At 71.9% G+C, this 20,914-nt stretch carries 18 protein-coding genes; 2 read left to right on the top strand and 16 right to left on the bottom strand.

Annotated features, from left to right (window positions below; genetic code table 11):
* Positions 1 to 17 precede the first annotated feature (17 nt).
* From asnB to AB0316_RS14990, 13 genes are all read right to left on the bottom strand, one after another.
* Entirely contained in the window at positions 18 to 1,931 is a 1,914-nt protein-coding gene (gene asnB, locus AB0316_RS15050; RefSeq protein ID WP_366273845.1) for an asparagine synthase (glutamine-hydrolyzing), read from the bottom strand.
* A gap of 4 nt (positions 1,932 to 1,935) precedes the next feature.
* Positions 1,936 to 3,255 carry a glycosyltransferase family 4 protein gene (locus tag AB0316_RS15045; protein WP_366273844.1) on the bottom strand — a complete coding sequence of 440 codons (1,320 nt, stop codon included), beginning with the start codon at positions 3,253 to 3,255 and terminating at the stop codon, positions 1,936 to 1,938.
* Complete coding sequence (locus tag AB0316_RS15040) at positions 3,252 to 4,574, bottom strand: nucleotide sugar dehydrogenase (protein ID WP_366273843.1); 1,323 nt, start codon at positions 4,572 to 4,574, stop codon at positions 3,252 to 3,254. Before AB0316_RS15040 ends, AB0316_RS15045 begins: the two co-directional genes overlap by 4 nt.
* A gap of 221 nt (positions 4,575 to 4,795) precedes the next feature.
* Entirely contained in the window at positions 4,796 to 6,391 is a 1,596-nt protein-coding gene (locus tag AB0316_RS15035) for a lipopolysaccharide biosynthesis protein (protein WP_366273842.1), read from the bottom strand.
* Complete coding sequence (locus AB0316_RS15030) at positions 6,363 to 7,478, bottom strand: DegT/DnrJ/EryC1/StrS family aminotransferase (protein WP_366273841.1); 1,116 nt, start codon at positions 7,476 to 7,478, stop codon at positions 6,363 to 6,365. The genes AB0316_RS15035 and AB0316_RS15030 overlap by 29 nt, the downstream gene beginning before the upstream one ends.
* Positions 7,475 to 8,437 (bottom strand): NAD-dependent epimerase/dehydratase family protein, encoded by a 963-nt coding sequence (locus AB0316_RS15025; protein WP_366273840.1) that lies wholly within the window; start codon positions 8,435 to 8,437, stop codon positions 7,475 to 7,477. The genes AB0316_RS15030 and AB0316_RS15025 overlap by 4 nt, the downstream gene beginning before the upstream one ends.
* Entirely contained in the window at positions 8,434 to 9,474 is a 1,041-nt protein-coding gene (locus AB0316_RS15020) for a Gfo/Idh/MocA family oxidoreductase (RefSeq protein ID WP_366274070.1), read from the bottom strand. The genes AB0316_RS15025 and AB0316_RS15020 overlap by 4 nt, the downstream gene beginning before the upstream one ends.
* Before the next feature lie 169 nt (positions 9,475 to 9,643).
* The gene (locus AB0316_RS15015; RefSeq protein WP_366273839.1) at positions 9,644 to 10,321 is read right to left on the bottom strand and encodes a NeuD/PglB/VioB family sugar acetyltransferase; all 678 of its coding nucleotides are present in this window, start codon (positions 10,319 to 10,321) and stop codon (positions 9,644 to 9,646) included.
* Entirely contained in the window at positions 10,318 to 11,058 is a 741-nt protein-coding gene (locus AB0316_RS15010) for an acyl-ACP--UDP-N- acetylglucosamine O-acyltransferase (protein WP_366273838.1), read from the bottom strand. Before AB0316_RS15010 ends, AB0316_RS15015 begins: the two co-directional genes overlap by 4 nt.
* Positions 11,055 to 12,245, bottom strand: a complete 1,191-nt coding sequence (locus AB0316_RS15005) for a DegT/DnrJ/EryC1/StrS family aminotransferase (RefSeq protein ID WP_366273837.1) — start codon at positions 12,243 to 12,245, stop codon at positions 11,055 to 11,057. The genes AB0316_RS15010 and AB0316_RS15005 overlap by 4 nt, the downstream gene beginning before the upstream one ends.
* A gap of 184 nt (positions 12,246 to 12,429) precedes the next feature.
* Positions 12,430 to 13,023: an aminoacyl-tRNA hydrolase gene (gene pth, locus AB0316_RS15000; RefSeq protein WP_366273836.1), complete on the bottom strand. Its 594-nt coding sequence runs from the start codon at positions 13,021 to 13,023 to the stop codon at positions 12,430 to 12,432.
* A gap of 133 nt (positions 13,024 to 13,156) precedes the next feature.
* Positions 13,157 to 13,825: a 50S ribosomal protein L25/general stress protein Ctc gene (locus AB0316_RS14995; RefSeq protein WP_366273835.1), complete on the bottom strand. Its 669-nt coding sequence runs from the start codon at positions 13,823 to 13,825 to the stop codon at positions 13,157 to 13,159.
* A gap of 309 nt (positions 13,826 to 14,134) precedes the next feature.
* Positions 14,135 to 15,169, bottom strand: a complete 1,035-nt coding sequence (locus tag AB0316_RS14990; protein ID WP_366273834.1) for a DMT family transporter — start codon at positions 15,167 to 15,169, stop codon at positions 14,135 to 14,137.
* A gap of 32 nt (positions 15,170 to 15,201) precedes the next feature.
* On the opposite strand from AB0316_RS14990, the gene AB0316_RS14985 reads away from it, so the two are divergent.
* Positions 15,202 to 15,774, top strand: coding sequence for a CGNR zinc finger domain-containing protein (locus AB0316_RS14985; protein ID WP_366273833.1), 573 nt, complete (start codon positions 15,202 to 15,204; stop codon positions 15,772 to 15,774).
* A 63-nt stretch (positions 15,775 to 15,837) separates the two neighbouring features.
* On the top strand, positions 15,838 to 17,049 hold the full coding sequence (locus AB0316_RS14980) for a glycosyltransferase family 4 protein (RefSeq protein ID WP_366273832.1): 1,212 nt from the start codon (positions 15,838 to 15,840) through the stop codon (positions 17,047 to 17,049).
* A 6-nt stretch (positions 17,050 to 17,055) separates the two neighbouring features.
* Here the strand turns inward: AB0316_RS14980 and AB0316_RS14975 are convergent, their stop codons facing one another.
* From AB0316_RS14975 to glmU, 3 genes are all read right to left on the bottom strand, one after another.
* Positions 17,056 to 18,162, bottom strand: a complete 1,107-nt coding sequence (locus tag AB0316_RS14975) for a glycosyltransferase (RefSeq protein ID WP_366273831.1) — start codon at positions 18,160 to 18,162, stop codon at positions 17,056 to 17,058.
* A gap of 161 nt (positions 18,163 to 18,323) precedes the next feature.
* On the bottom strand, positions 18,324 to 19,304 hold the full coding sequence (locus tag AB0316_RS14970) for a ribose-phosphate diphosphokinase (protein WP_142220449.1): 981 nt from the start codon (positions 19,302 to 19,304) through the stop codon (positions 18,324 to 18,326).
* Positions 19,301 to 20,797 carry a bifunctional UDP-N-acetylglucosamine diphosphorylase/glucosamine-1-phosphate N-acetyltransferase GlmU gene (glmU, locus tag AB0316_RS14965; RefSeq protein WP_366273830.1) on the bottom strand — a complete coding sequence of 499 codons (1,497 nt, stop codon included), beginning with the start codon at positions 20,795 to 20,797 and terminating at the stop codon, positions 19,301 to 19,303. Before glmU ends, AB0316_RS14970 begins: the two co-directional genes overlap by 4 nt.
* Between the last annotated feature and the right edge of the window lie 117 nt (positions 20,798 to 20,914).

Below are 20,914 nucleotides of genomic sequence, written 5' to 3'. Positions count from 1 at the left end.
GTCGTCATGTCGGTTCGTCACGCAGCCCGCACCCCGGCTGATCGGGCGTTGCGGTACCACAGCTCGAGGCTGAGCAGCTGCCACACCTGCTTGGACTCGTCCCGTCGGCCGGTGCGCTGGTCGTCGACGATCCGCTGCAGCGGCTCGCGCCGGAGGAAGCCGGAGCGCACGAGCTCGCCGTCGAGCAGGACGTCGTCCACCAGCTCGCGCAGGTCGTTCGACACCCAGGCCCGCAAGGGCGCCCCGAAGCTGGCCTTCGGCCGGTCGACGATCTCGCGCGGCAGCCACTCGCGGGCCACCTCCCGCAGGGCCGCCTTCTGCACCCGCCCGCGGATCCGGTCGGAGTCCTTCAGCGAGAAGGCGGCGTCGAAGACGACCGGGTCGACGAACGGGACCCGGACCTCCGTCGAGGCCGCCATGCTCGCCCGGTCGGTGTAGGTGAGGTTGAGGCCGGCCATGAACATCCGGCTGTCGGCCAGGCACATCCGCGCGACCGCCTCGTCGAGGTCGTTGTCCTCGTAGACCGCCCGGTGCCGGCCGATCACCTCGTCCACGGCGCCCGCGAGGTCGGGGTCGAGCAGTCCCACGAGCTCGTCCCTGTCGTAGAGCGTGTAGCTGCGCCGGAAGGCCTCCTCCTCGGGCAGCCCGGCGAAGCTGACGAAGCGCTGCGCCCACCGGGTCGTGCGCACGCCGCGACCGCCGACGGTGACGGGCATCGCCCGCACCACCGGACCGACGACGCCTTCGCGGACGGCGGCCGGCACCCGGCGGTAGCGGGAGCCGAGGAGCATCGCGTAGTGCTTGCGGTAGCCGCCGAACAGCTCGTCGGCGCCCATGCCGGACAGCAGCACCTTCACCCCGGCCTCGCGCGCCGCCTCGCACATGAGCAGCGTGTTGATGGCCGCGGGGTCGCCGATCGGCTCGTCGAGCACGTCGACCATGCGCGGAAGCAGGGACGCGACGTCCGGGTGCAGCTCGATCTCGTGCAACCGCATGCCCAGTCGCCCGGCGAGCAGCCGCGCGTAGGGCGCGTCGTCCGGCATCGCCTCGAGCCGCTGGTCCTCGGGCCGGAAGGCGATGGTGTACGCCTCGAGCGACGGGTCGCGCCGATGGGCCAGGGCCGCGATGAGGCTCGAGTCGAGCCCACCGCTCAGGAAGCACGCGACGGGGACGTCTGCCACCAGGTGCGCCTCCACCGAGGCCGTCAGCACGTCGCGGAGGTCCGACCTGGGCGAGCGTGACGCGCGGAAGGCCTCCTCGGCCGCGTCCCAGTAGGTGCCCGAGGAGACGGCGCCGTCCCGGTCGTAGCGCACCCAGGAGCCCGGGGCGAGCTTGCGCACCTGCGTGACCGCGTCGATGTCCTGCGGCAGCCAGTAGTAGAGCGCGGAGGCGACCATGGCCGCCGGGTTGACGCTCAGCTCCGCGCCGACCGCGCTGAGGAGCGCCTTGAGCTCGGAGGCGAACAGCATGCCGTCGCCCCGGTCCATGACGTAGAGCGGCTTGATCCCGAGCGGGTCGCGGGCGAGGGTGAGGCTGCCGGTGCGCTCGTCGTGCACGGCGAACGCGAACATGCCCCGGAGCCGGCGCAGCGAGTCGGTGCCCCAGACCCGCCACGCCTCGAGCACGACCTCGGTGTCCGACCGGGTGGCGAAGCGGACGCCGAGCCCCTCGAGCTGCCGGCGCAGCTGCGCGTGGTTGTAGATCTCCCCGTTGTAGGTGAGGGTCAGGCCGTCCTTGGCGAAGGGCTGGTCCGCGGCCGCCGACAGGTCGATGATCGACAGGCGACGGTGCCCGAGCACGACCGCGCTCTCGGGGGCGACGAGCTCGACGACGCCGCCCGCGTCCGGTCCCCGGTGCCCGAGACGGTCGGTCATGGTGGTGACGACGAGCTTGCCGTCGGGCTGCTGGAACGCCCCCGCGATGCCGCACATCCGCTCAGGCCTCCGATCCCGCGACGGGCGAGCCCGCCCCGACCTCGGCGACCCCGGTGACGGCCGGCGTCTGTGTCGGCGCCGACACCGGTGCAGCGCCGACGAGCTCGTCGAAGACGCGCCGGTACGCGGCGCTCTGGTACGGCCACGCGAGCTGCTCCTCCACGCGCCGACGGCCGAGGCTGCCCATCCGGGCCCGCGCCTGGGGGTCGTCGACGAGCTCGACGATCGCTGCGGCATACTCCTCGACCGAGTTGGGCGTGACGTAGCGGGCGGCGTCCTGTGCCGAGACCCTCGTCTCGCGCAGGTCGAAGGCGACGACGGGCAGCTCGAACGCCATGTACTCCATGGTCTTGTTCATCGTCGAGACGTCGTTGAGCGGGTTGAGCGGGTCGGGGCACAGCCCGAGGTCGGCGGTCGAGAGCACCTGCGCCATCACCTCGTCGGACACCCGCCCCGGCATCTCGACGTGGTCGGCGAGCCCGCGCCGGTCCCGCTCGGCGAGCAGCCGCTCGCGCTCGTCGCCCGCGCCCATCAGGCAGAAGCCGATGTCGTCGCGACCCATCCCGTGGACGACCACGTCGGCGGCCGCGATCGCGAGGTCGACGCCGTCCTGCGGACCCATGACCCCGACGTAGGCCACGAGGTGCTCACGCCCGCGGCGCAGCGCGGGCACCGGCTCGCCGCGCCGCAGCCGCGTCGGGTCGGGGCCGGTGCGCACGACCGTCACGTGCTCGTGCGCCTTGCCGCCGCGACGGACCGCGATCTCGGCGTACGACCCGTTCGTCGAGGTGACGCGGTCGGCGGCACGGAAGGTCTGCCGCTCCAGGAAGAGCAGCCCGCGGTGCAGCGCCCGTCGCCCGTCGGGGAAGCGCGACTGGAACAGCTCCGGGCACAGGTCGTGGTGGTCGAAGACGAAGCGGCTGCCGTCGCGCAGACGCAACCACCGCGCGAGCGGCCAGAAGATGTCGGGCGGGTTGCACGCCTGGACGACGTCGAAGCGCCCCCTCCGCCGCTCACGCAGCGCCAGGCGCGCGGTCGCGAGGAAGGAGTACGCGTACTCCCCGAGGTAGCCGAGGGCCGAGCCCCCGGGGGCGTATGCCGGGTAGGCCACGATGCGCACGCCGTCGACCACCTGCTCCGCCCCCGTCCCCTCGCCGGTGGGGCAGACGACGGTGACGTCGTAGCCCGCGTCCCGCAGCGTCCGGGACTCGAGCCACACCCGGCGGTCGAAGGGCACCGGGAGGTTCTGCACGATGATCAGCACGCGCGGCCGGTCGCCGGCCGCGCCGGCCGCGGCGTCTGCGCCGTCCTGCGACGTCACCAGCTGACCCCTTCGTAGCCGGGAAGGCGCTCGAGGTCGTCGCCGAGGCGCCCGCTCATGTCGAGCACGAACTGTGGCGGGTGGGCTCGCAGCGCGGCCAGCACCGCCGGTTCGGTGGAGGTGACGATCGCGATGTCGGCGTCCCGCAGGGCCTCCTCGGGAGACGGCGCGAGCAGCCGGTTGACGTGCGTGAGCCGGCTCTGGAGGTGGCGCAGGTTGGCGCCGACCAGGCGGTCCGGGTTGACGATGGGGTCGTAGACGCGCACGTCGAGGCCCTTGCCGATGAAGCGCTCGGCCAGCTCGAGGCTCGGGCTCTCGCGCACGTCGTCGGTGTGCATCTTGAAGCTCAGCCCGAGCAGGGCCACCCGCTCCAGGCGCGTCGCGAGGACTCGGTCCACGACGTGGCGCACGACGAGCTCGTTGCTCGTGGTCGTGGCGCTGATGAGCGGCAGGTCGACCGCCGCGACGCGGGCGAGGTCCTGCAGCGCGCGCAGGTCCTTGGGAAGGCAGGACCCGCCGAAGGCGAATCCCGGCCGCAGGTAGGCGGACGAGAGGTTGAGCTTGTCGTCCTCGCAGAAGATCTGCATGACCCGGCGCGCGTCGACGCCGTACTGCGAGAAGAGCCGGCCCATCTCGTTGGCGAAGGTGATCTTGACGGCGTGGAAGGCGTTGCACGCGTACTTCAGGGCCTCGGCGGTCGGCACGTCCACGTCGTGGACACCCTGACCCACGAAGGCGAACAGCTCGGCGAGCGCCCGGCGCGTGGCGTCGTCGGCAGTGCCCACCACGACGAACGGCGGGTCGTAGAAGTCGGCGACCCCCGAGCCCTCGCGCAGGAACTCGGGGCACATCGCCGTGCCCACGCTCCATCCCGCCGGCAGCGGCGACGCGTCGAAGACGGGCGCGACGACAGTGGCTCCCGTGCCGGGCGGGACCGTGGAGCGGATGACGACGCTGTGGTGCCCGGAGTCGGGCGGGCGCACCGAGTCCATCGCCTCGCGCAGGTCGGCAAGCACCCGACGCATGAACGTCAGGTCGGTGCTCCCCCGGGCCGTGGACGGCGTGCCCACGCACACGAGGGAGACGTCGGAGCGGTCCAGCGCCGCCCGAATGTCCGTGGTGGCGTCGAGCCGACCGGTGGCGATGCCCTCCGCCACCAGCTCGTCGATCCCCGGCTCGACGACCGGGCTGGCGCCCCGCCGCAGACTCTCGACCTTGGACTCGTCCACGTCGACGCCGACGACGTGGTGGCCCTTGGAGGCCAGCCCTGCCGCGGTGATGGTGCCGACGTAGCCGAGTCCGAGCACAGTGATTCGCATGGGCCCCAAACCCTCCCTTGACCAAAAAAAGCAACCCCCCCGGGTGGCACTCTCAAGTGTTAGTCGCTCAGAGGAATGCGCGCGGAAGAATCGCAAATGTCATTCCGCCGGACGCCTTTTCAGCACTTCACGAAATAGGCGCTTGCTTTTTTTGCGGGCTTTTCGCGCAGGTGCACCGAAAAGCGCACAGTCGCCACCAACACCGAGCAAAAGGGATGGCCTCAGAGTGGGTCGGTGGCCGTCACGCGCCCGACGCCCAGCAGCCGCCCGATGCGCGCGGCATACCGCTGCGGCACCGGGAGGACGCCGAGGGCCGTGCGGATCACGTGGCTCGCCATCAGGCGCAGCAGGCACACGTAGACGACCAGCGTCACTGCGGCGGCCACCAGCGACGCGGCCCATGGTCGGCCGGGAAGGAACGCGAGGGTGGCGGCGCCGACGAGCGACGACAGGACCGTGACCGGGGCGATGCGCAGGAAGGGGCGCGCGGACTCGGCGACCGTCCACCCGTGCAGCCTGGAGATCAGCAACCAGCGGGCGATGGTGGCGAGCAGTGCCACGGCGACGAAGCCCACGGTGACGCCCGTGAGCCCCCAGTGCACGGCAACGGCCGTCGTAGCCACCGTCACGACGTCAACGGCCACGGAGTAGGCCAGCCACGTGCCCGGCCGTCCCAGTCCGTAGAAGAGTCCGTGGTCGAGCATGGCGCCCAGGGTGATGATCCCGGCGACCGCCAGTGCCTGGGTCGGCCCCACGCTCGCGCCCCACTGCTGCCCGAACAGCAGCGGCACGAGCGTCGGGGCCGTGACGACGATGACGACCATGACCGGTGACACGACGGCGTACACGAGGCCCAGGGCCCGGAGGTAGGCGCTGCGCAGCCGCACGCTCGACTCGCGCACCTTCGCGAACACGGTCGTCGAGACCGGGACCATCGAGGCCGCGACGAGCTCCTGCGCCACGAGCACCAGCCGTTGCGCGACGTTGAGCAGTCCCAGCGCGGACGGGCCGAGTGCGACGCTGACGATCCAGCTCTCGACGACCGTCCGGACCGTCGCCACCACGTCGTAGCCGGTGACCCACACCCCGAAGACCACCATGCGCCGCAGGCGCACGCGCGAGAGCACGAAGGATGGTCGCCAGGCAGCCCCTCGCCAGGCCAGGACCGCCATCACCGACTGGGTGACGATGACCTGGCACACCAGCGCCCACACGCCGCCGCCGCGCAGCGCCAACACCACCGCGACGACCTGGCCCAGCAGGGCAGCGGCCAGGCTCTGCAGTGCCACCGAGCGGAAGGCGAGCCGCCTGCGCAGCAGCGCGAGGGGCACACCGGCCAGCACGGTGGGCACGGCGGCGAGGACCAGCACCCGCAGGACCGGAGCCAGCTCCGGGTTCTGGAAGGCGGTCGCGAACAGGGGCGCGAGGGAGACCAGACAGGTGGTGAGCGCCGCGGCGGCTCCGACCGAAGTCCAGAACGCCGTGCTCAGGCTCTCCTGGTCGACGTCGTCCGCCTGCAGCAGGTAGGTCGAGAAGCCGAGGTCCGAAAGCAGGTAGACCATGGGGATCACGGTCATCGCCGCCGCCACCACACCGAACTCGCGCGGGGACAGCTGGTGGGTGAGCACCAGGAGGGTCACGAATCCGCTGGCGCGCACCACCCACTTGTGGGCCGCCAGCCACAGGACGCCCGACGCGGCGCGCCTGCCGAGCGCCTCGTCCTCCGGCTCGAGCCGCTCCACCGCGCCCTTGGCGCCCCCCTCCGCCCGCGCGTCCGTGGTGCGGTCGTCAGGCGTCACCGGGGCCCAGGGCCTCACGGAGCACCTGCGCGACGCGCTCCTGCTGCGACTGCGTGATGCCCGGGTAGATGGGCAGCGAGACCAGCCCGGCCGCTGCACGCTCGCTGACCGGGAGGCTTCCCGGGCCGTGCCCGAAGTGCGCCATGGCCGGCGTGAGGTGGAGGGGGACGGGGTAGTGCACGCCCGCGCCCACGCCCTGCTCACGCATACGACGCACGACCTCGTCCCTCTGGGCGTGCACGCGCACGACGTAGAGGTGCCACACGGGCTCGTTTCCAGGGAGCACGACCGGCAGGCGGAGCCCGGGTATGCCGTCCAGCAGCTGCCCGTAGTAGGCCGCGGCCTCGCGTCGCTCGGCGTTCCAGCGGCGCAGCTGCCGCAGCTTCGCGCGCAGCACGACCGCCTGGAGCGTGTCCAGCCGGGAGTTGAACCCGACGTGGGTGTGCTCGTACTTCGCGGCGCTGCCGTGGGCGCCGAGCAGGCGTACGCGTGTGGCCAGCTCCTCGTCGTCCGTGGTCACGGCGCCTCCGTCGCCGTACGCGCCGAGGTTCTTGCCGGGATAGAAGCTCGTGCCCGCTGCCGCACCGAAGGACCCCGCGCACCGGCCGTTGCGGCTGGCCCCCTGGGACTGCGCCGCGTCCTCGATGACGGCCACGCCGCGCTCGGCCAGCGAGGCGGGCAGCCGGTCGAAGGGCGCGACCTGGCCGTAGAGGTCGACGGGGATGACGGCCCGGGTGCGCTCGGTGAGCGCGGCCTCCACGGCGTCGGGGTCGACGAGCAGCGCGGCGTCGTCGACGTCGACGAGCACGGGTCGGGCCCCGGCCCGCACGACGGCCTCCGCGGTGGCGATGAAGGTGTTCGCCGGCAGCACGACCTCGTCGCCGGGGGCCACCCCCACGGCCCGCAGCGCCATCTCGAGCGCGTCCGTGCCGTTGCCGACGCCGACGCAGTCGCGCACGCCGACGAACTGGGCGTACTCCTGCTCGAAGGCGGCGACCGCCTTGCCGCCGACGAAGTCACCGGTCGTGAGCACGTCGGCGAAGCCCTCCGTCACCTCCTCGGCGATCTGCTGGTGCTGCAGGGAGAGGTCGACGAGCGGGATCATGAGCCTGCTCGCTCTGCCCGCCACCAGTCGACGAGCCGGGCGAGCCCCTCTGACAACGGCACCGCGGGCTCCCAGCCCAGCTGACGGCGAGCCGCGTCGATGGAGGCGAGCCGTCGCGTGACACCGTTGACCGCTCGAGCGGGACCGAACTCGACGGAGAGGTCGGAACCCATGCTCTCGAGCAGAGCCTCGGCCAGGCCCGACAGGCTCGTCTCGACGCTGCACCCGATGTTGAAGACCGCGTCCGTGACGTCCGCCTCGGCGGCCAGCAGGTTCGCGCGGGCGATGTCGGTGGTGAAGACGAAGTCCATGGTCTGCCGGCCGTCACCGAGGATGATCGGCGGCTCACCGGCGTCGATGCGCTCCATCCACCGGATCAGCACCTCGGTGTAGAGCCCGTGCGCGTCCATGCGCGGCCCGTAGACGTTGAAGTAGCGCAGGGCCACGTAGTCGAGCCCGTACATCGCATGGAAGCTGCGCAGCATGCCCTCGTTGAAGACCTTGGCCGCACCGTAGAACGTGTCGTTGTCCCACGGGGCGGCCGACTCCGTGGTCGGGAACTCGGCGGCCAGCCCGTAGACCGAGGCCGACGAGGCGGCGACCACCTTGCGCACCTTCGCGGCTGCCGCCGCCTCCAGCACGTTGAAGGTGCCGTCGGCGAGGACCTCGAGCGCCAGGCGCGGCTCCTGGGCGCACTGGGTGATGCGGATGGCCGCCTGGTGGAAGACGACGTCGACCCCCTCCGTCGCCTCGCCGACCACCCCGACGTCCCGGATGTCGCCCTCGATCACCTGAACGGGACCCGACGCCAGGGCCTCGGCGAGGTTCTCCTTGCGGCCCCGCACGAAGTTGTCGAGGACCCGCACCTCGGCGGCACCTGCCGCCACGAGCTGGTCGACGATCGTCGAGCCGATGGTGCCGGCGCCGCCGGTCACCAGACAGACGCTGTCCTTGATCACGCGTTCTCCCCCACGTTCTCCCCCACGGACACGAAGGCACCGTCGCGCCGCAGGCTCTTCGCTGCCGCCTCGAGCACACGCATGACGCGCAGCCCCGACCAGCCGTCGGTGACTGGCGCTCGGCGTTCGGTGATGCTGGCCACGAACTCCCCCACCATCGACCGCAGCGCCTCCTGCTCACGCAGGGCCGGCGCCACCATGTCGCCGGTCCGGTAGGAGATCCGCATCTGCTTGCGGTCGTCGGCCGCGAGCTGCTCGAGGGCCTCGCGCTCGACGCCGCGGTCGTAGACGGCGAGCCGCTGGCTCGGGTTCAGGTCGTCCCACACGACGGTGCGGTGCGTACCACCGATGACCATCGTGCGGATCTTCACCGGGCTCAGCCAGTTGACGTGCACGTGGGCCATGGCGCCTGTCGAGAGCCTCAGCGTCAGGTAGGCGACACACGCCATCCCGTGTCCGATCGGGTCGGCGCCGTGGGAGGCGACCGCCTCCACCCGGACCCCTTCGGGCAGCAGGTGGTCGAGGATCGAGACGTCGTGCGGTGCGAGGTCCCACAGCACGTCGACGTCGGGCTGGACCAGTCCCAGGTTGATCCGGACGGAGTCGATGAACTGCACCTCCCCCACCTCGCCGCTGGTCACCATCCGCTTCAGCTCCTGGACCGCGGAGGTGTAGCAGTAGGTGTGGTCGCACATCAGGACCAGCCCGCGCTCCTCAGCTGCATGGACGAGCTTCTCGCCGTCCGCCAGTGACGAGGTCAGCGGCTTCTCCACGAGGACGTGCTTGCCTGCGTCGAGCGCCGCCATCGCGAGCGGGAAGTGCGTGCCCGCGGGCGTCGCGATCGCCACCGCGTGCACCTGCGGGTCGCTCAGGATCGTGTCGAACGAGTCCGTGGTCGCAACGGTCGAATAGGGACCGAGTACGCGCCTCGCGCGGTCCTCGTCGAGGTCGCAGAGCCAGCGAAGATTGAGCGATGGCGTGGCCATCGCATTCCGAACGAGGTTCGGCCCCCAATATCCTGCCCCCACGACCGCCATTCCAATTGGTGCGGTCATGTCAAGCAGGTTAGGCAGGTGTGCAGCGCGGGCAGGTTCTTTTCGGGAAAACTACGAAGACTTTCCCGGGCCATTTCCGGACGACCGGTGCAAACTCTCCGAAAGGCAATTCTGACCGCGAAAAAGGACTTTCTCCGCAGCCTGCACTTCGTCAGGAGAGTGCGTCGGTGGCGGGACGGCGCAGGGGCACTGCCGGGACACCGACCCACGTCTCGTCCGCCCCGACATCACGGAGCACGACGGCGCCCATGCCGATGCGGGCCCGCGCCCCCACCGTCGTCCCCTCGCGCAGTGACGCTGCCATGCCGACGTAGGCAGCCCTGCCGATCGTGACGTTCCCGCCGAGCACGACGCCGGCACATACGGTCGCGTAGGACTCGAGGTGGTCGTCGTGGGTCAGCACGACGTTGGGCATGCAGACGACGTGCTCCTCCAGCACGACGTCGGCCGTGGCGACGACGCCAGCGAGGAGAAGAGTGCCCGCGCCCAGGACCGTGTCGGGCGCCAGGGAGGCCCTCGGGTGGACGAGGGTCAGGTACCGCTCGGGACACACGCCGAGTGCATCGAGCCTCGCCACCAGCCCCTCGCGCACGACGCCGCTGCCGGCGCAGACCAGGAAACGAGCATCCGGGCGCTCCGTGGCGACGGAGAGCCCACCGAGCACCGGCAGCCCGGGAGCCACCTCCCGACCCCACAGCGCCTGGTTGTCGTCGAGGCAGCCGAGGACCGCGACGTCGGCGGCACGAGCTGCGGCCGCCGCTTCACGCGCCAGGCCTCCGGCCGCCACGAGCACGAGTCCCGCTCCGCCTGCGCGGCCGGACGTGCTCATCGCGCGTCGGCCATGGCGAGCCGACCCGGCAGCGCCGACCACCACTCGAGCTCCGCCCGCACGCGGGCCGAGAGTCCGACGCATGCACCGGGGCCGGCTCCGTCGGTGAGCAGGGCCTCGACGGCGTCGATCTCCCCGGCGTCGATCCCCGCTCTTTCCATGCCGAAGCGGTTGGTCCCCCGGACACGCGCCGGCACGCCGTACACGGTGGCGAAGGGCGGCACGTCCCGCGCCACGGGTGTCCCCATGCCGACCATGGCAAGCGCCCCGACCACGCGTCGCTGGTGGACACTCACGTTCAGCCCGAGGTTCGCGCCCGGTCGCACGGTGACGTGGCCGCCGAGGCTCACGCCTGCCGAGAGGGTCACGCCGTCCCCCACGTGGACGTCGTGCGCCACGTAGGTGCGGCTGAAGAGCTGACAGCCTGACCCGATGATCGTCGGGCGCACGCTCCCGTGGTGGATGACGACGTGGTCGCGCAGCACGGTGTGGTCGCCGACCACCACCTCGAAGTGGTCGAGGTCGCCGTCCCACGCGTCGTTCTGGCGGACCGTCGCGATCTCCGGGGCACCACCGACGTGCGCGCCGGGTCCGATGCGGACGTGGTCGCCGATGCGGGCCGGTCCGACGAGCACCGCGAACGGAGCCACCGACACTCCCACCCCGAGCTCCACACCCGGGCCGACGAAGGCCGACGCGGACACCCTCGTCGACGCGGGCGCCGGGACGGCGCTCATTCCAGGTAGCTGCGCGGGTCGGACCAGACGCCCCACAGGACGTCGGCGACCCGCTGCTGGTCGTCGTCGCTCAGCGTGTGGTGCATCGGCAGCAGTACCGAGCGCCGGGCGATGTGCTCCGAGACGGGGAGCGAGACCGGGTCGAGGTCGCTGAAGGCGGGCTCCTGGTGGGCGCACGGTATGCCGTGTCGGGCGTTGATGCCGTAGCGCTTGAGGACCAGCAGCAGCGCGTCCCGCGACACCGGGTAGTCCTCCGGCAGCATGACCCAGAAGGTCTGGTAGTTCGTCTCACCGTGCAACGGGTCGGTGACCGTCGTCAGGCCGGGGATGCCGGCGAGCAGCTCGTGGTAGCGGGCGGCGAGCTCGCGGCGCCGGCGCACCATGGCCGCCAGCTTGGACGCCTGGACCACGCCGATGGCGGCCTGGATGTCGGTGAGGCGGTAGTTCCAGCCGGTCTCGAGGTACTGCTCGTTGACCGGGCGGTGCTCGTGGTGGCGGTCGAAGGTGCTGACGCTCATCCCGTGCTGGCGCAGTCGTCGCAGCCGCTCGGCCAGGGCGGCATCGTCCGTCGTGACCATCCCACCCTCGCCGGTGACGAGGATCTTGCGCGGGTGGAAGGAGAACGCCGCGACGTGGCTGTCGGCGCCGACCGGACGGCCGCGGTAGGCGCTGCCGATGGCGCACGCTGCGTCCTCGACGACGTCCAGGCCCCGCTCACGCGCCAGCGCGCGGATCGGCTCCATGTCGGCCGGCGTGCCGTACTGGTCGACGGCGATGATCGCCCTCGTGGCGGGCGTCAGGGCGGACTCGATGGTCGCCGCCGTGACGTTGTGGTGGCGCGGCTCCACGTCGGCGAAGACAGGGCGAGCCCCGACGTAGCGCACCGCGTTGGCAGTCGCGACGAAGGAGAGGGAGGGCACGACGACGTCGTCGCCGGGACCGATCCCGTAGGCGACCATGCCGAGGTGCAGGGCCGCGGTGCAGCTGGAGACCGCGACGGCATACGGCGCCTGCATGATCGCCGCCACCGCGGACTCGAACTCCATGACCCGGGCGCCCTGGCTCACCCACCCCGACTGCACGGCCGCAGCCGCCGCGACGACCTCGCGCTCGTCGAACCACGGCAGCGCCATGGCGATCTCGTGCCCACCCCGCGTCGGACGTCGGACAGAACCTGTCGTGGTCATGCGCCACCCCTTCGATCCACCGGAACGGGCCGCGGCCCTCCCCCGACCGGTGCGCCGTCGCTGTCGCGACCCAGACTGGCACGGGCGGGGTCCGCCTCAGGTGCGATTTGGTCGATCCGGTGGCCGGCGACATCCAGCTCGGGACGGTTCGTCCGCAGACGTCTCGTTCGTCCTGGACGGGTGGTCAGCGCGGGGCGTGGAAGCGCTGCTGCGCGTCGAGCAGACCGACCTCGATGAGGGCCTCGACGGCGTCGGCGCCCTCGTCGACGAGGAAGGGCAGCACCTCGGTTCGCTCGGCCTTGGAGAAGTCCTTGAGGACGAAGTCGGCCGGGTCCTGCCGTCCGGGCGGCCGGCCGATGCCGAGGCGCACGCGAAGGTAGTCGCGCGTGCCGATGGAGCGGGTCACAGACCGCAGGCCGTTGTGGCCGCCCTCACCGCCACCCTTCTTGAGCCGGACGAGGCCGGCGTCGATGTCGAGCTCGTCATGGAGCACGATGACGCGGTCGGCGGGCACGTCGTAGTACTTGGCCAGGCCGGCGACGGCGGAGCCCGACTCGTTCATGAACAGCGAGGGCACCGCGAGCACGACCTTGGGGCCCCCGACGCGCAGGCGGACCTCCGCGACACGGGCGCGCGCAGCCTTGTGGGCCTTCAGGCTCGCCCGGCCGCCGACGGCTCGACCGGCGATCTCCTCGACGGCCATGGCGCCGACGTTGTGCCGGTTGCCGGCATACCCGGGGCCCGGGTTTCCGAGCCCGACGACGAGCCAGGTGTCCATGCGGTCCTCGATCGGTGGTCGGTGCACTGGGTGCGGAGGGGGCGGGTGCGGGCGCGGGCCCCGTCGAGCCGGAGCTCGGACGGGACCCGCGTACGCGTGGAGTGGCGCGAGGCGCCACAGGAAGCCGGGTGGCTCAGGCCTGCTCGCCCTCGGCAGCAGCGGCGTCGCCCTCGGCGGGGGCCTCGGCGGCCTCCTCGGACTCCTCGCGCTCGATGCCGGCCTCGGCCTCGGCCTCGGAGAGCTCGGCCTCGAGGGCCTCGGCGGAGATGGCGGCGGTGACGTTGACGACGAGCGCCTCGGCGTCGGTGACGAGGGTGGCGCCCTCGGGCAGCGCGACGGCGCCGGCGAGCACCTGCGTGCCGGCCTCGAAGCCCTCGACGGAGACGACGACGTTCTCCGGGATGTCGGTGGCCGGGACCTCGAGCTGCAGGGTGTTGTGGTCGAGCGTCACGACGGTCTCGGGGGCGGCGTCACCCTCGACGTGGACCGGGACGTCGACGGTGACCTTCTCGCCCTTGCGGACGACGACGAGGTCGACGTGGTCGATGACCGGCTTGATCGGGTCGCGCTGGACGTCCTTGGCGAGGGCGAGCTGCTCGGCGCCGTCGATGACGATGGTGAGCAGGGCATTGGCCTGCTTGAGCGCCATCATCGTGTCGTGGCCCGGGAGGGAGATGTGCACCGGCTCGGTGCCGTGGCCGTACATCACGGCGGGGATGTTGCCGGCGCGGCGGATCTTGCGGGCGGCGCCCTTGCCGAAGTCGGTGCGCTTCTCGGCGACGAGCTTGCTGTTGTCAGACACGGGAGTCTCCTGGGTATCTCGGATGAGGCGGTCTCGGGTGGTCGGCCTCGACGCGGGACGACGCGCGGTGGTTCAGCAGTGACGGAGCGGGAAGGCCATGGGGTCCGCGCGCAGAGGCGAACCCGGCCGTGGAGAGCTCCACGTCAGGCCACCGCGTCGATCACGGACCTCGTCACGACCAGCCGAAGCAGCCGTGCACCGTCCCTCGCCGAGGCAACTTCTCGATCTTAGGGGACGCGGCGCCGGGGGCGAAATCTCACCGACCCGCGACGAGCCAGGCGTGGCCGGGCACCGTCGACGACGCCGGACTCACGGTGCGGGGACGGGGCGAGCCAGCACCGGGTCCAGGTGGGGCACCGGCCGGCGGCTCTCGTCGACACGCACCGCGACGAGCCCCGCGACGATGAGCACCCCGCCGACCAGCTGCACGAGGGTCGGCAGCTCCGAGAGGAGGAGCCAGGCGAAGACCACCGCGAAGAGCACCTCGGTGAGCGCCACGAACGACGCGACCTTGGCACCGAGCAGGCCGACAGCGGCTATGCCCGCGACGTATGCGAAGGCGGCAGCCACCAGCGCGATGACGAGCACCGGCATCCACCAGGGCACGACTGCGCCCCCGACGGACACGCGGCCGGCCCCGCGAGTCATCTGGAGCACGCCGAGCCACCCGGCCAGCCCGAGCGACAGGGCACCGACGAGCAGACCCCCGCCGGCCAACGCCAGGGGCGGCAGGTCGTCGCCGACGTGGTCGGCCAGCAGGAAGTAGAGCACCAGGCAGGCCGCGGCACCGAGACCCCACATGACCCCGACCGCGCTGACGCTGCCCGCGTGCATCACGTCGAGGACGAGCAGCAGCCCGGCGACCGCGAGGCCCACCCCCACGGTGGTGAGCCGGCGCGGCCGCTGCCCGTGCCGGGCCCAGAGCCAGCCGACGATCAGCACCGGCGCGAGGTACTCGAGCAGCAGCGCCACACCGACCGACAGGTGCGTGACCGCGTTGAAGTAGGCCAGCTGGCAGCCGGCGACCCCGGCCAGCCCGTAGCCCACGACGAGCCACCCGTTGCGTCGCAACGCCGGCCACCGACCACGCAGCGACCACAGGGCCGGCCCCAGCAGGACCAGCGCGGCGAGCGAGATCCTCATCATGACGACCGCACCGGGCGACCAGCCACCGATCAGGAGCGACTTGCCGAAGGCGCCCGAGGTGGCGAAGGCCGCGGCCGACGCGAGCGCGGTCGCGACCCCGGTGAGGGGGTGGCGCACCGGGCCGGGGGTCTGCTGCGCCATGAGGGTCCCCATCCGCTCCAGCTGAGAGGTGTCAGCACCGAAAAGCTTTACGATCATGACGCTAGCCAACGACCGCGTCAGGAGTCAACATGGTCTTCACTCATGACACCGAGGAGGCGCTCGCCGCCGCGGCCGCGCTGGTCAACACCCTGCCGGGATCTGTGCCCGGCGACGCCGACCCTGACCGGCTCAGCTCCCTCGAGGAGCTCGAGTCGCTCTACCACGAGCAGGGCTGGACCGGCCGCATCGACCGCGATGCCGACGAGCTCGAGGCCGTCCGGGCGTTGCGCCCGCGGCTGCGCGGCTTCTGGGAGCTCGACGAGGCCGGGGTCGTGGCACTGGTCAATGCCCTCCTCAGCGAGGCCCGCGCCGTGCCGCAGCTCGTCGACCACGACGGCTACGGATGGCACGTGCACGCCACGCCCCCCGACGCCCCGCTCGCCCAGCGGATGGCCGTCGAGGCCGCCATCGCGGTCATCGACGTCGTGCGGGCGGGCGAGCTCGCGCGCCTGCGCGTGTGCGACGCCGCCGACTGCGACGACGTGGTGGTCGACCTCAGCCGCAACCGCTCCCGCCGCTTCTGCGAGGGCGGCTGCGCGGCCCGCGCGCACACCGCCGCCTACCGGGCTCGCCTCGCGCAGCGGGCCACGGCCCGTGGTTGAGCGCGGCCGACCGACGTTCCCGATACCGCCTCGGGGCCCCGCATCAGGTGGAACCATCGGCCCATGGCTGTCGACGCTCGCAGCACGCCCGGCAACACCTCGCCGAGGGTCGCCCTCGTGCACAGCTTCTACTCCTCACGCCAGCCCAGCGGCGAGAACCAGGTCGTCGAGCAGCAGCTGGCCGCGTTGGGTCGGGCGGGCATCGAGACCCTTCTCGTCGACCAGCGCACCGACGATCGCGAGCACCGTCGCCTCTACCCGCTAGGCGCGGCCGTCACGGTCGCGACCGGCCGCGGCCCCGACCCGCTGCGTGAGCTGCGGCGGTTCGAGCCCGACGTCGTGCACGTGCACAACCTCTTCCCGAACTTCGGCCGCTCGTGGGTCAGCCGGTGGGAGGGCGCGCTGGTGGCGCACACGCACAACTTCCGTCCGCTCTGCCCCGGCGGCAGCCTGTCCCGCGACGGGTATATCTGCACCGAGTGCCTCGACCGGGGAAGCGCGCTGCCGAGCCTGCAGCACGGCTGCTACCGCGGCAGCCGGGTGCGCACTCTGCCTCTGGCGGTCTCCACGCGCTTCGCTGCCGACCCCGTCCTGGCGAGGGCCGACCGGGTCATCGCGCTGACCGAGGACATGCGGGACCTCTACGCGAGGGCAGGCGTCCCCGCCGCGCGCATCGACGTGGTGCCGAACTTCATCCCCGCCCCCGAGACCCCCGAGCCCGGCCCCGGAGGCGACTACTGGCTCTACGTCGGCCGACTCTCTCCCGAGAAGGGCATCCTCGAGCTCGTCCGGCAGTGGCCGCGGGGCCGCCGCCTCGTCGTCGCGGGCTCCGGAGCACAGGCCGATGCCGTCCGGGAGGCCGCGCACGGCGACGTCGAGCTGCTGGGCCACCAGTCCCGCAGCCAGGTCCGCGAGCTGATGGCCGGGGCGCTGGGGCTCGTGTTCCCCTCCCGCTGCATGGAGGGCCTGGGGCTCGTGGCCCTTGAAGCGCTCGCCGCGGGCACTCCCGTGCTCGCCTGGCCACCGGCCCCGGCGGCGGCCCTGGTGGAAGGTCTCGGCGTCGGTGCGGCGGGCCGGGACGACGTGGAGGCCTCCCTGGACGAGGCGCAGGACCGGTTCCCGCACCTGAGGGCCAAGTGCCGTCAGGTCTTCGAGACCCACTTCACCGAGCAGGTCTGGGTGGAGTCCGTCCTGGGGGTCTACGACCGGGCGCGTGGGCTCGCGCCCGCCGCAGGCCCCTCGCGCCCCGGACACCCGGCGACGCCCACGGGGTGACGGGTCTCAGCGCGAGCGGGCCCAGGTCGCCGCGGACAGGAGCGGGCGCATGGCCGGCAGGCCGAGCCACCACGACTCCGCCTTGCGCGCGACGACGGCAGGCAGCAGCAACGGCCGCAGGTAGGGCATCGCCCGGGCGCCGATCGCCCGGCGCAGCTGCAGGGTCCGGTAGATCGGCAGCGAGCGCGCCCGCGGCCAGCAGTCGACGGCGAAGGCCATCAGCTCCTCCACGGGGGTGTCCTCGGTGCGCCCGTGGTCGTAGGCCCGCGCGGCCGTCAGCAGCGCCTCCCACGCGACCTTGCGCCGGATGAGGTCCGAGAGGTGCGCGGGGTCCTCGAGTCGGTCCCCGCACTCCTCGAGCACCGACTCGAAGGCCAGCACGTCGTCCTGCAGGGTCATCAGGGGCGTGTACGCCGCCGACATGTTGTGCGGATGCCTCCGGTAGTAGGCCTGGTCCACACCGCGCAGGTAGCCCACGTCGGCCCGCGCAGCCATCCGGAGCCACATCTGGGTGTCCCCCAGGTGCGGAAGACGCGGGTCGTAGCCCCCGACGGCCTTCTGGAGCGAGGTGCGCACCACAACTTCGGGAGAGTTGATCCCGCTGCGTCCATGCCGGAATCGGCGTTCCAACCACACTCGGCCGTCCCAGATGGACCACTGTGCCCTGCGAGTACGCGGCCGCGGGAGCGACTCACCGTCCTGGAACCACAGCACGTTGCCGTAGGCGAAGCCCACTTCGGGATGGGCGTCGAGCAGCTCGCTGGAACGCTTGAGGGCACCGGGCGTGACCCGGTCGTCGGCCGAGAGCAGGACCGAGTAGTCGCCCTCCGCCCACCCCAGCAGGCCCTCGTTGTACGTGGCCAGGTGACCGATATTCGTCGTGTGCACGATCGCCTCGACCCGTGCCTCCCGGGCCGCGATCGCCCTCGCCACCTCGCCGCTGCCGTCGGGGGACGCGTCGTCGATGATGAGGACGCGCACGTCGAGGTCGCCCTGGTCGTCCAGGACGCTCGCGACGGCCTGCTCGAGGAAGTGACCGTAGTTGTAGCAGGGGATGACGACGCTGACCGAGCTCATCTTGCTGATCTCCCTGACGGCCGAGGGCGAGGTCACGCGGGCGCGGACGCCCCGCGAGCCCCCGACCAGGCGACGCCTGCGCGGGGTGTGCCCATTGTGCGCGAGGCGCACCCCTGCCGTCCGGGACATCGCACGCGCCGAGGACGTATGCCGCGGGGCCGCGCCCGACGGCATACGCCCTGACGCGTCGGGGGGCGTCAGGCCTTGCCGTCGAAGAGGCTCGTGACCGAGCCGTCCTCGAAGACCTCGCGGATAGCCATCGAGACGAGCGGGGCGATCGAGAGCACCTCGAGCTTGTCGAAGCGGCGGTCGTCGGGGATCGGCAGCGTGTTGGTCACGATGACCTCCTCGACCCGGCAGGCCTTGAGGCGGTCGACGGCCGGCCCCGAGAGGATCGCGTGGGTCGCGGCGATGATGACCGAGGCCGCACCCTGCTCCATCAGCGCGTCGGCTGCCTTGGTGATCGTGCCGGCGGTGTCGATCATGTCGTCGACGAGCACGCAGGTGCGGCCCTTGATCTCGCCGACGACCCGGTTGGCGACGACCTCGTTGGGCCGGTTGATGTCGCGGGTCTTGTGGATGAAGGCGAGCGGTGCGCCGCCGAGGCGGGAGCTCCAGTCCTCGGCGACCTTGATGCGGCCGGCGTCGGGCGAGACGACGGCGAGGTCGAGGTGGCCGTACTTGCGCCCGACGTAGTCGGCGAGGATCGGCATCGCCATGAGGTGGTCGACCGGACCGTCGAAGAAGCCCTGGATCTGCGCCGTGTGCAGGTCGATGGCCATGAGTCGGTTGGCGCCGGCCGTCTTGAACAGGTCGGCCATCAGACGAGCCGAGATCGGCTCGCGGCCGCGGTGCTTCTTGTCCTGGCGGGCGTAGCCGTAGAAGGGCAGGACGACCGTGATTCGCTTGGCCGACGCACGCTTGAGCGCGTCGATCATGATGAGCTGCTCCATGATCCACTCGTTGATCGGAGCGGTGTGGCTCTGGATGACGAAGGCGTCCGAGCCGCGCACCGACTCCTCGTAGCGCACGTAGATCTCGCCGTTGGCGAAGTCGTAGGCCGAGGTGGGCACGAGGTCGGTACCGAGCTCCTTGGCGACCTCCTGGGCCAGCTGGGGATGAGCTCGCCCGGAGAAGACCATGAGGTGCTTCTCGGTGGTCTTGTTGATGCCGCTCATCCTCGCGCGTCCTTCGTCTCGGTGTTCGTCTGTGTGTTCGGCCCGCTGTCGGCCGAGGCGTCCCGGGCAGCGACCGCTGCCTGCGCGGCCTCCTCCGTCTTCGTGCCGGCGCGGCGACGGGCGACCCAGCCGTCGACGTTGCGCTGCTGGGCGCGGGTGACGGCCAGCTGGCCGGGGGCGACGTCACTGACGACGGCGGAGCCGGCCGCGACGTAGGCGCCGTCCGCGATCGTGCGCGGCGCGACGATGACGGAGTTGCTGCCGACGAAGCTGTGCGCGCCGACGTTGGTGCGGCCCTTGGTGACGCCGTCGTAGTTGGCGAAGATCGTGCCGGCGCCGATGTTGGCACCGGCCCCGATGGTCGCGTCGCCGCAGTAGGTCAGGTGGGGGACCTTGGCGCCCTCGCCGATGTCGGCGTTCTTCGTCTCGACGAAGCCACCGATCTTGCCGTGGGCGCCGAGGCGGGTGCCGGGTCGCAGGTAGGAGAAGGGTCCGACCGTGGCGCCGGTGCCGATCTCGGCGAGCTCGGCCTGGGTGCGCACGACGCTGGCGCCGTCGCCGACCTCCACGTCGGTCAGCGTGGTGTCCGGGCCGATGACGCAGTCCCGGCCGATGGTGCTGGCCCCGTGGATCTGCGTGCCCGGGTGCACGACCGTGTCGGGGCCGATGGTGACGTCGGCATCGAGCCACGTCGTCGCCGGGTCGACGACGATGGCGCCATCGCGCATGGCCTGCTCGACGATGCGACGGTTGAGCTCGGCGCCGAGGCGAGCCAGCTGCACCTTGTCGTTGACGCCCTCGGTCTGCCACAGGTCGGCGACGAGATGGGCGTGCACCGACAGCCCGCGTCCGCGGGCGATGGCGACGACGTCGGTGAGGTACTTCTCGCCCTGGGCGTTGTCGGTGCCCACCTCGGCGAGCGCCTCCCGCAGGATGGCCGCGTCGAACGCGTACAACCCGCTGTTGACCTCGCGGATCGCACGCTGGGACTCGTCGGCGTCCTTCTGCTCGACGATCGCCGCGACGGCCCCGTCGGCGTCGCGGATGACGCGGCCGTAGCCGGTGGGGTCCTGAACCGTCGCAGTGATGAGGGTGACGGCGTTGCCCGATGCATGGTGCTCGGCGACGAGCCCCTGCAGGGTCTCGCTCGTCAGGAGCGGCACGTCTCCGTAGGTGACCACGACGGTGCCGGACAGGTCGGGGGGCAGCACCTCGAGGGCGCACTCGACCGCACGCCCGGTCCCCTTCACCTCGTCCTGGTCGGCGACGAGGACCTCGGGGTCGAGCTGCGTCACGTGCTCGGCCACCCGGTCGCGCTCGTGGCGCACGACGACGGCGAGGTGCTGCGGGCTCGTGCCCCGGGCCGCCCTGATCGCGTGGGCCACGAGGGTGCGGCCACCGATCGTGTGCAGGACCTTCGGGGTCGTGGACTTCATGCGTGTGCCCTCACCGGCGGCGAGGACGATCACGGCGGTCGGCCGAAGATCGCTCACAGGGCGCAGCTCCTCGTTGTCGGACGGGCCCCCGGGGAGTGGGCCGGGCGCGCAGCCATGCTACCGGCGCGGCAGACGTGTCCAACTTCACGCGTTTGCCTCCGGCTTGCCCAGCCG

Origin of the sequence: Terrabacter sp. NPDC080008, from assembly GCF_040702505.1 — a bacterium.
In the GTDB taxonomy this organism is placed as follows: Bacteria; Actinomycetota; Actinomycetes; order Actinomycetales; family Dermatophilaceae; genus Terrabacter.
This window is presented reverse-complemented; position numbering and strand designations above follow the sequence as displayed.

Bases quoted from the DNA above. Each gene is read 5' to 3' on its own strand.
- AB0316_RS14970 (WP_142220449.1), bottom strand. From the start codon at position 19,304: ATGAGCGGCATCAACAAGACCACCGAGAAGCACCTCATGGTCTTCTCC.
- AB0316_RS15020 (WP_366274070.1), bottom strand. From the start codon at position 9,474: ATGGCGGTCGTGGGGGCAGGATATTGGGGGCCGAACCTCGTTCGGAAT.
- AB0316_RS15005 (WP_366273837.1), bottom strand. From the start codon at position 12,245: ATGACCACGACAGGTTCTGTCCGACGTCCGACGCGGGGTGGGCACGAG.
- AB0316_RS14980 (WP_366273832.1), top strand. From the start codon at position 15,838: ATGGCTGTCGACGCTCGCAGCACGCCCGGCAACACCTCGCCGAGGGTC.
- pth (WP_366273836.1), bottom strand. From the start codon at position 13,023: ATGGACACCTGGCTCGTCGTCGGGCTCGGAAACCCGGGCCCCGGGTAT.
- AB0316_RS15015 (WP_366273839.1), bottom strand. From the start codon at position 10,321: ATGAGCACGTCCGGCCGCGCAGGCGGAGCGGGACTCGTGCTCGTGGCG.
- AB0316_RS15030 (WP_366273841.1), bottom strand. From the start codon at position 7,478: ATGATCCCGCTCGTCGACCTCTCCCTGCAGCACCAGCAGATCGCCGAG.
- AB0316_RS14985 (WP_366273833.1), top strand. From the start codon at position 15,202: ATGGTCTTCACTCATGACACCGAGGAGGCGCTCGCCGCCGCGGCCGCG.
- AB0316_RS14990 (WP_366273834.1), bottom strand. From the start codon at position 15,169: ATGATCGTAAAGCTTTTCGGTGCTGACACCTCTCAGCTGGAGCGGATG.
- asnB (WP_366273845.1), bottom strand. From the start codon at position 1,931: ATGTGCGGCATCGCGGGGGCGTTCCAGCAGCCCGACGGCAAGCTCGTC.
- AB0316_RS15010 (WP_366273838.1), bottom strand. From the start codon at position 11,058: ATGAGCGCCGTCCCGGCGCCCGCGTCGACGAGGGTGTCCGCGTCGGCC.
- AB0316_RS15040 (WP_366273843.1), bottom strand. From the start codon at position 4,574: ATGCGAATCACTGTGCTCGGACTCGGCTACGTCGGCACCATCACCGCG.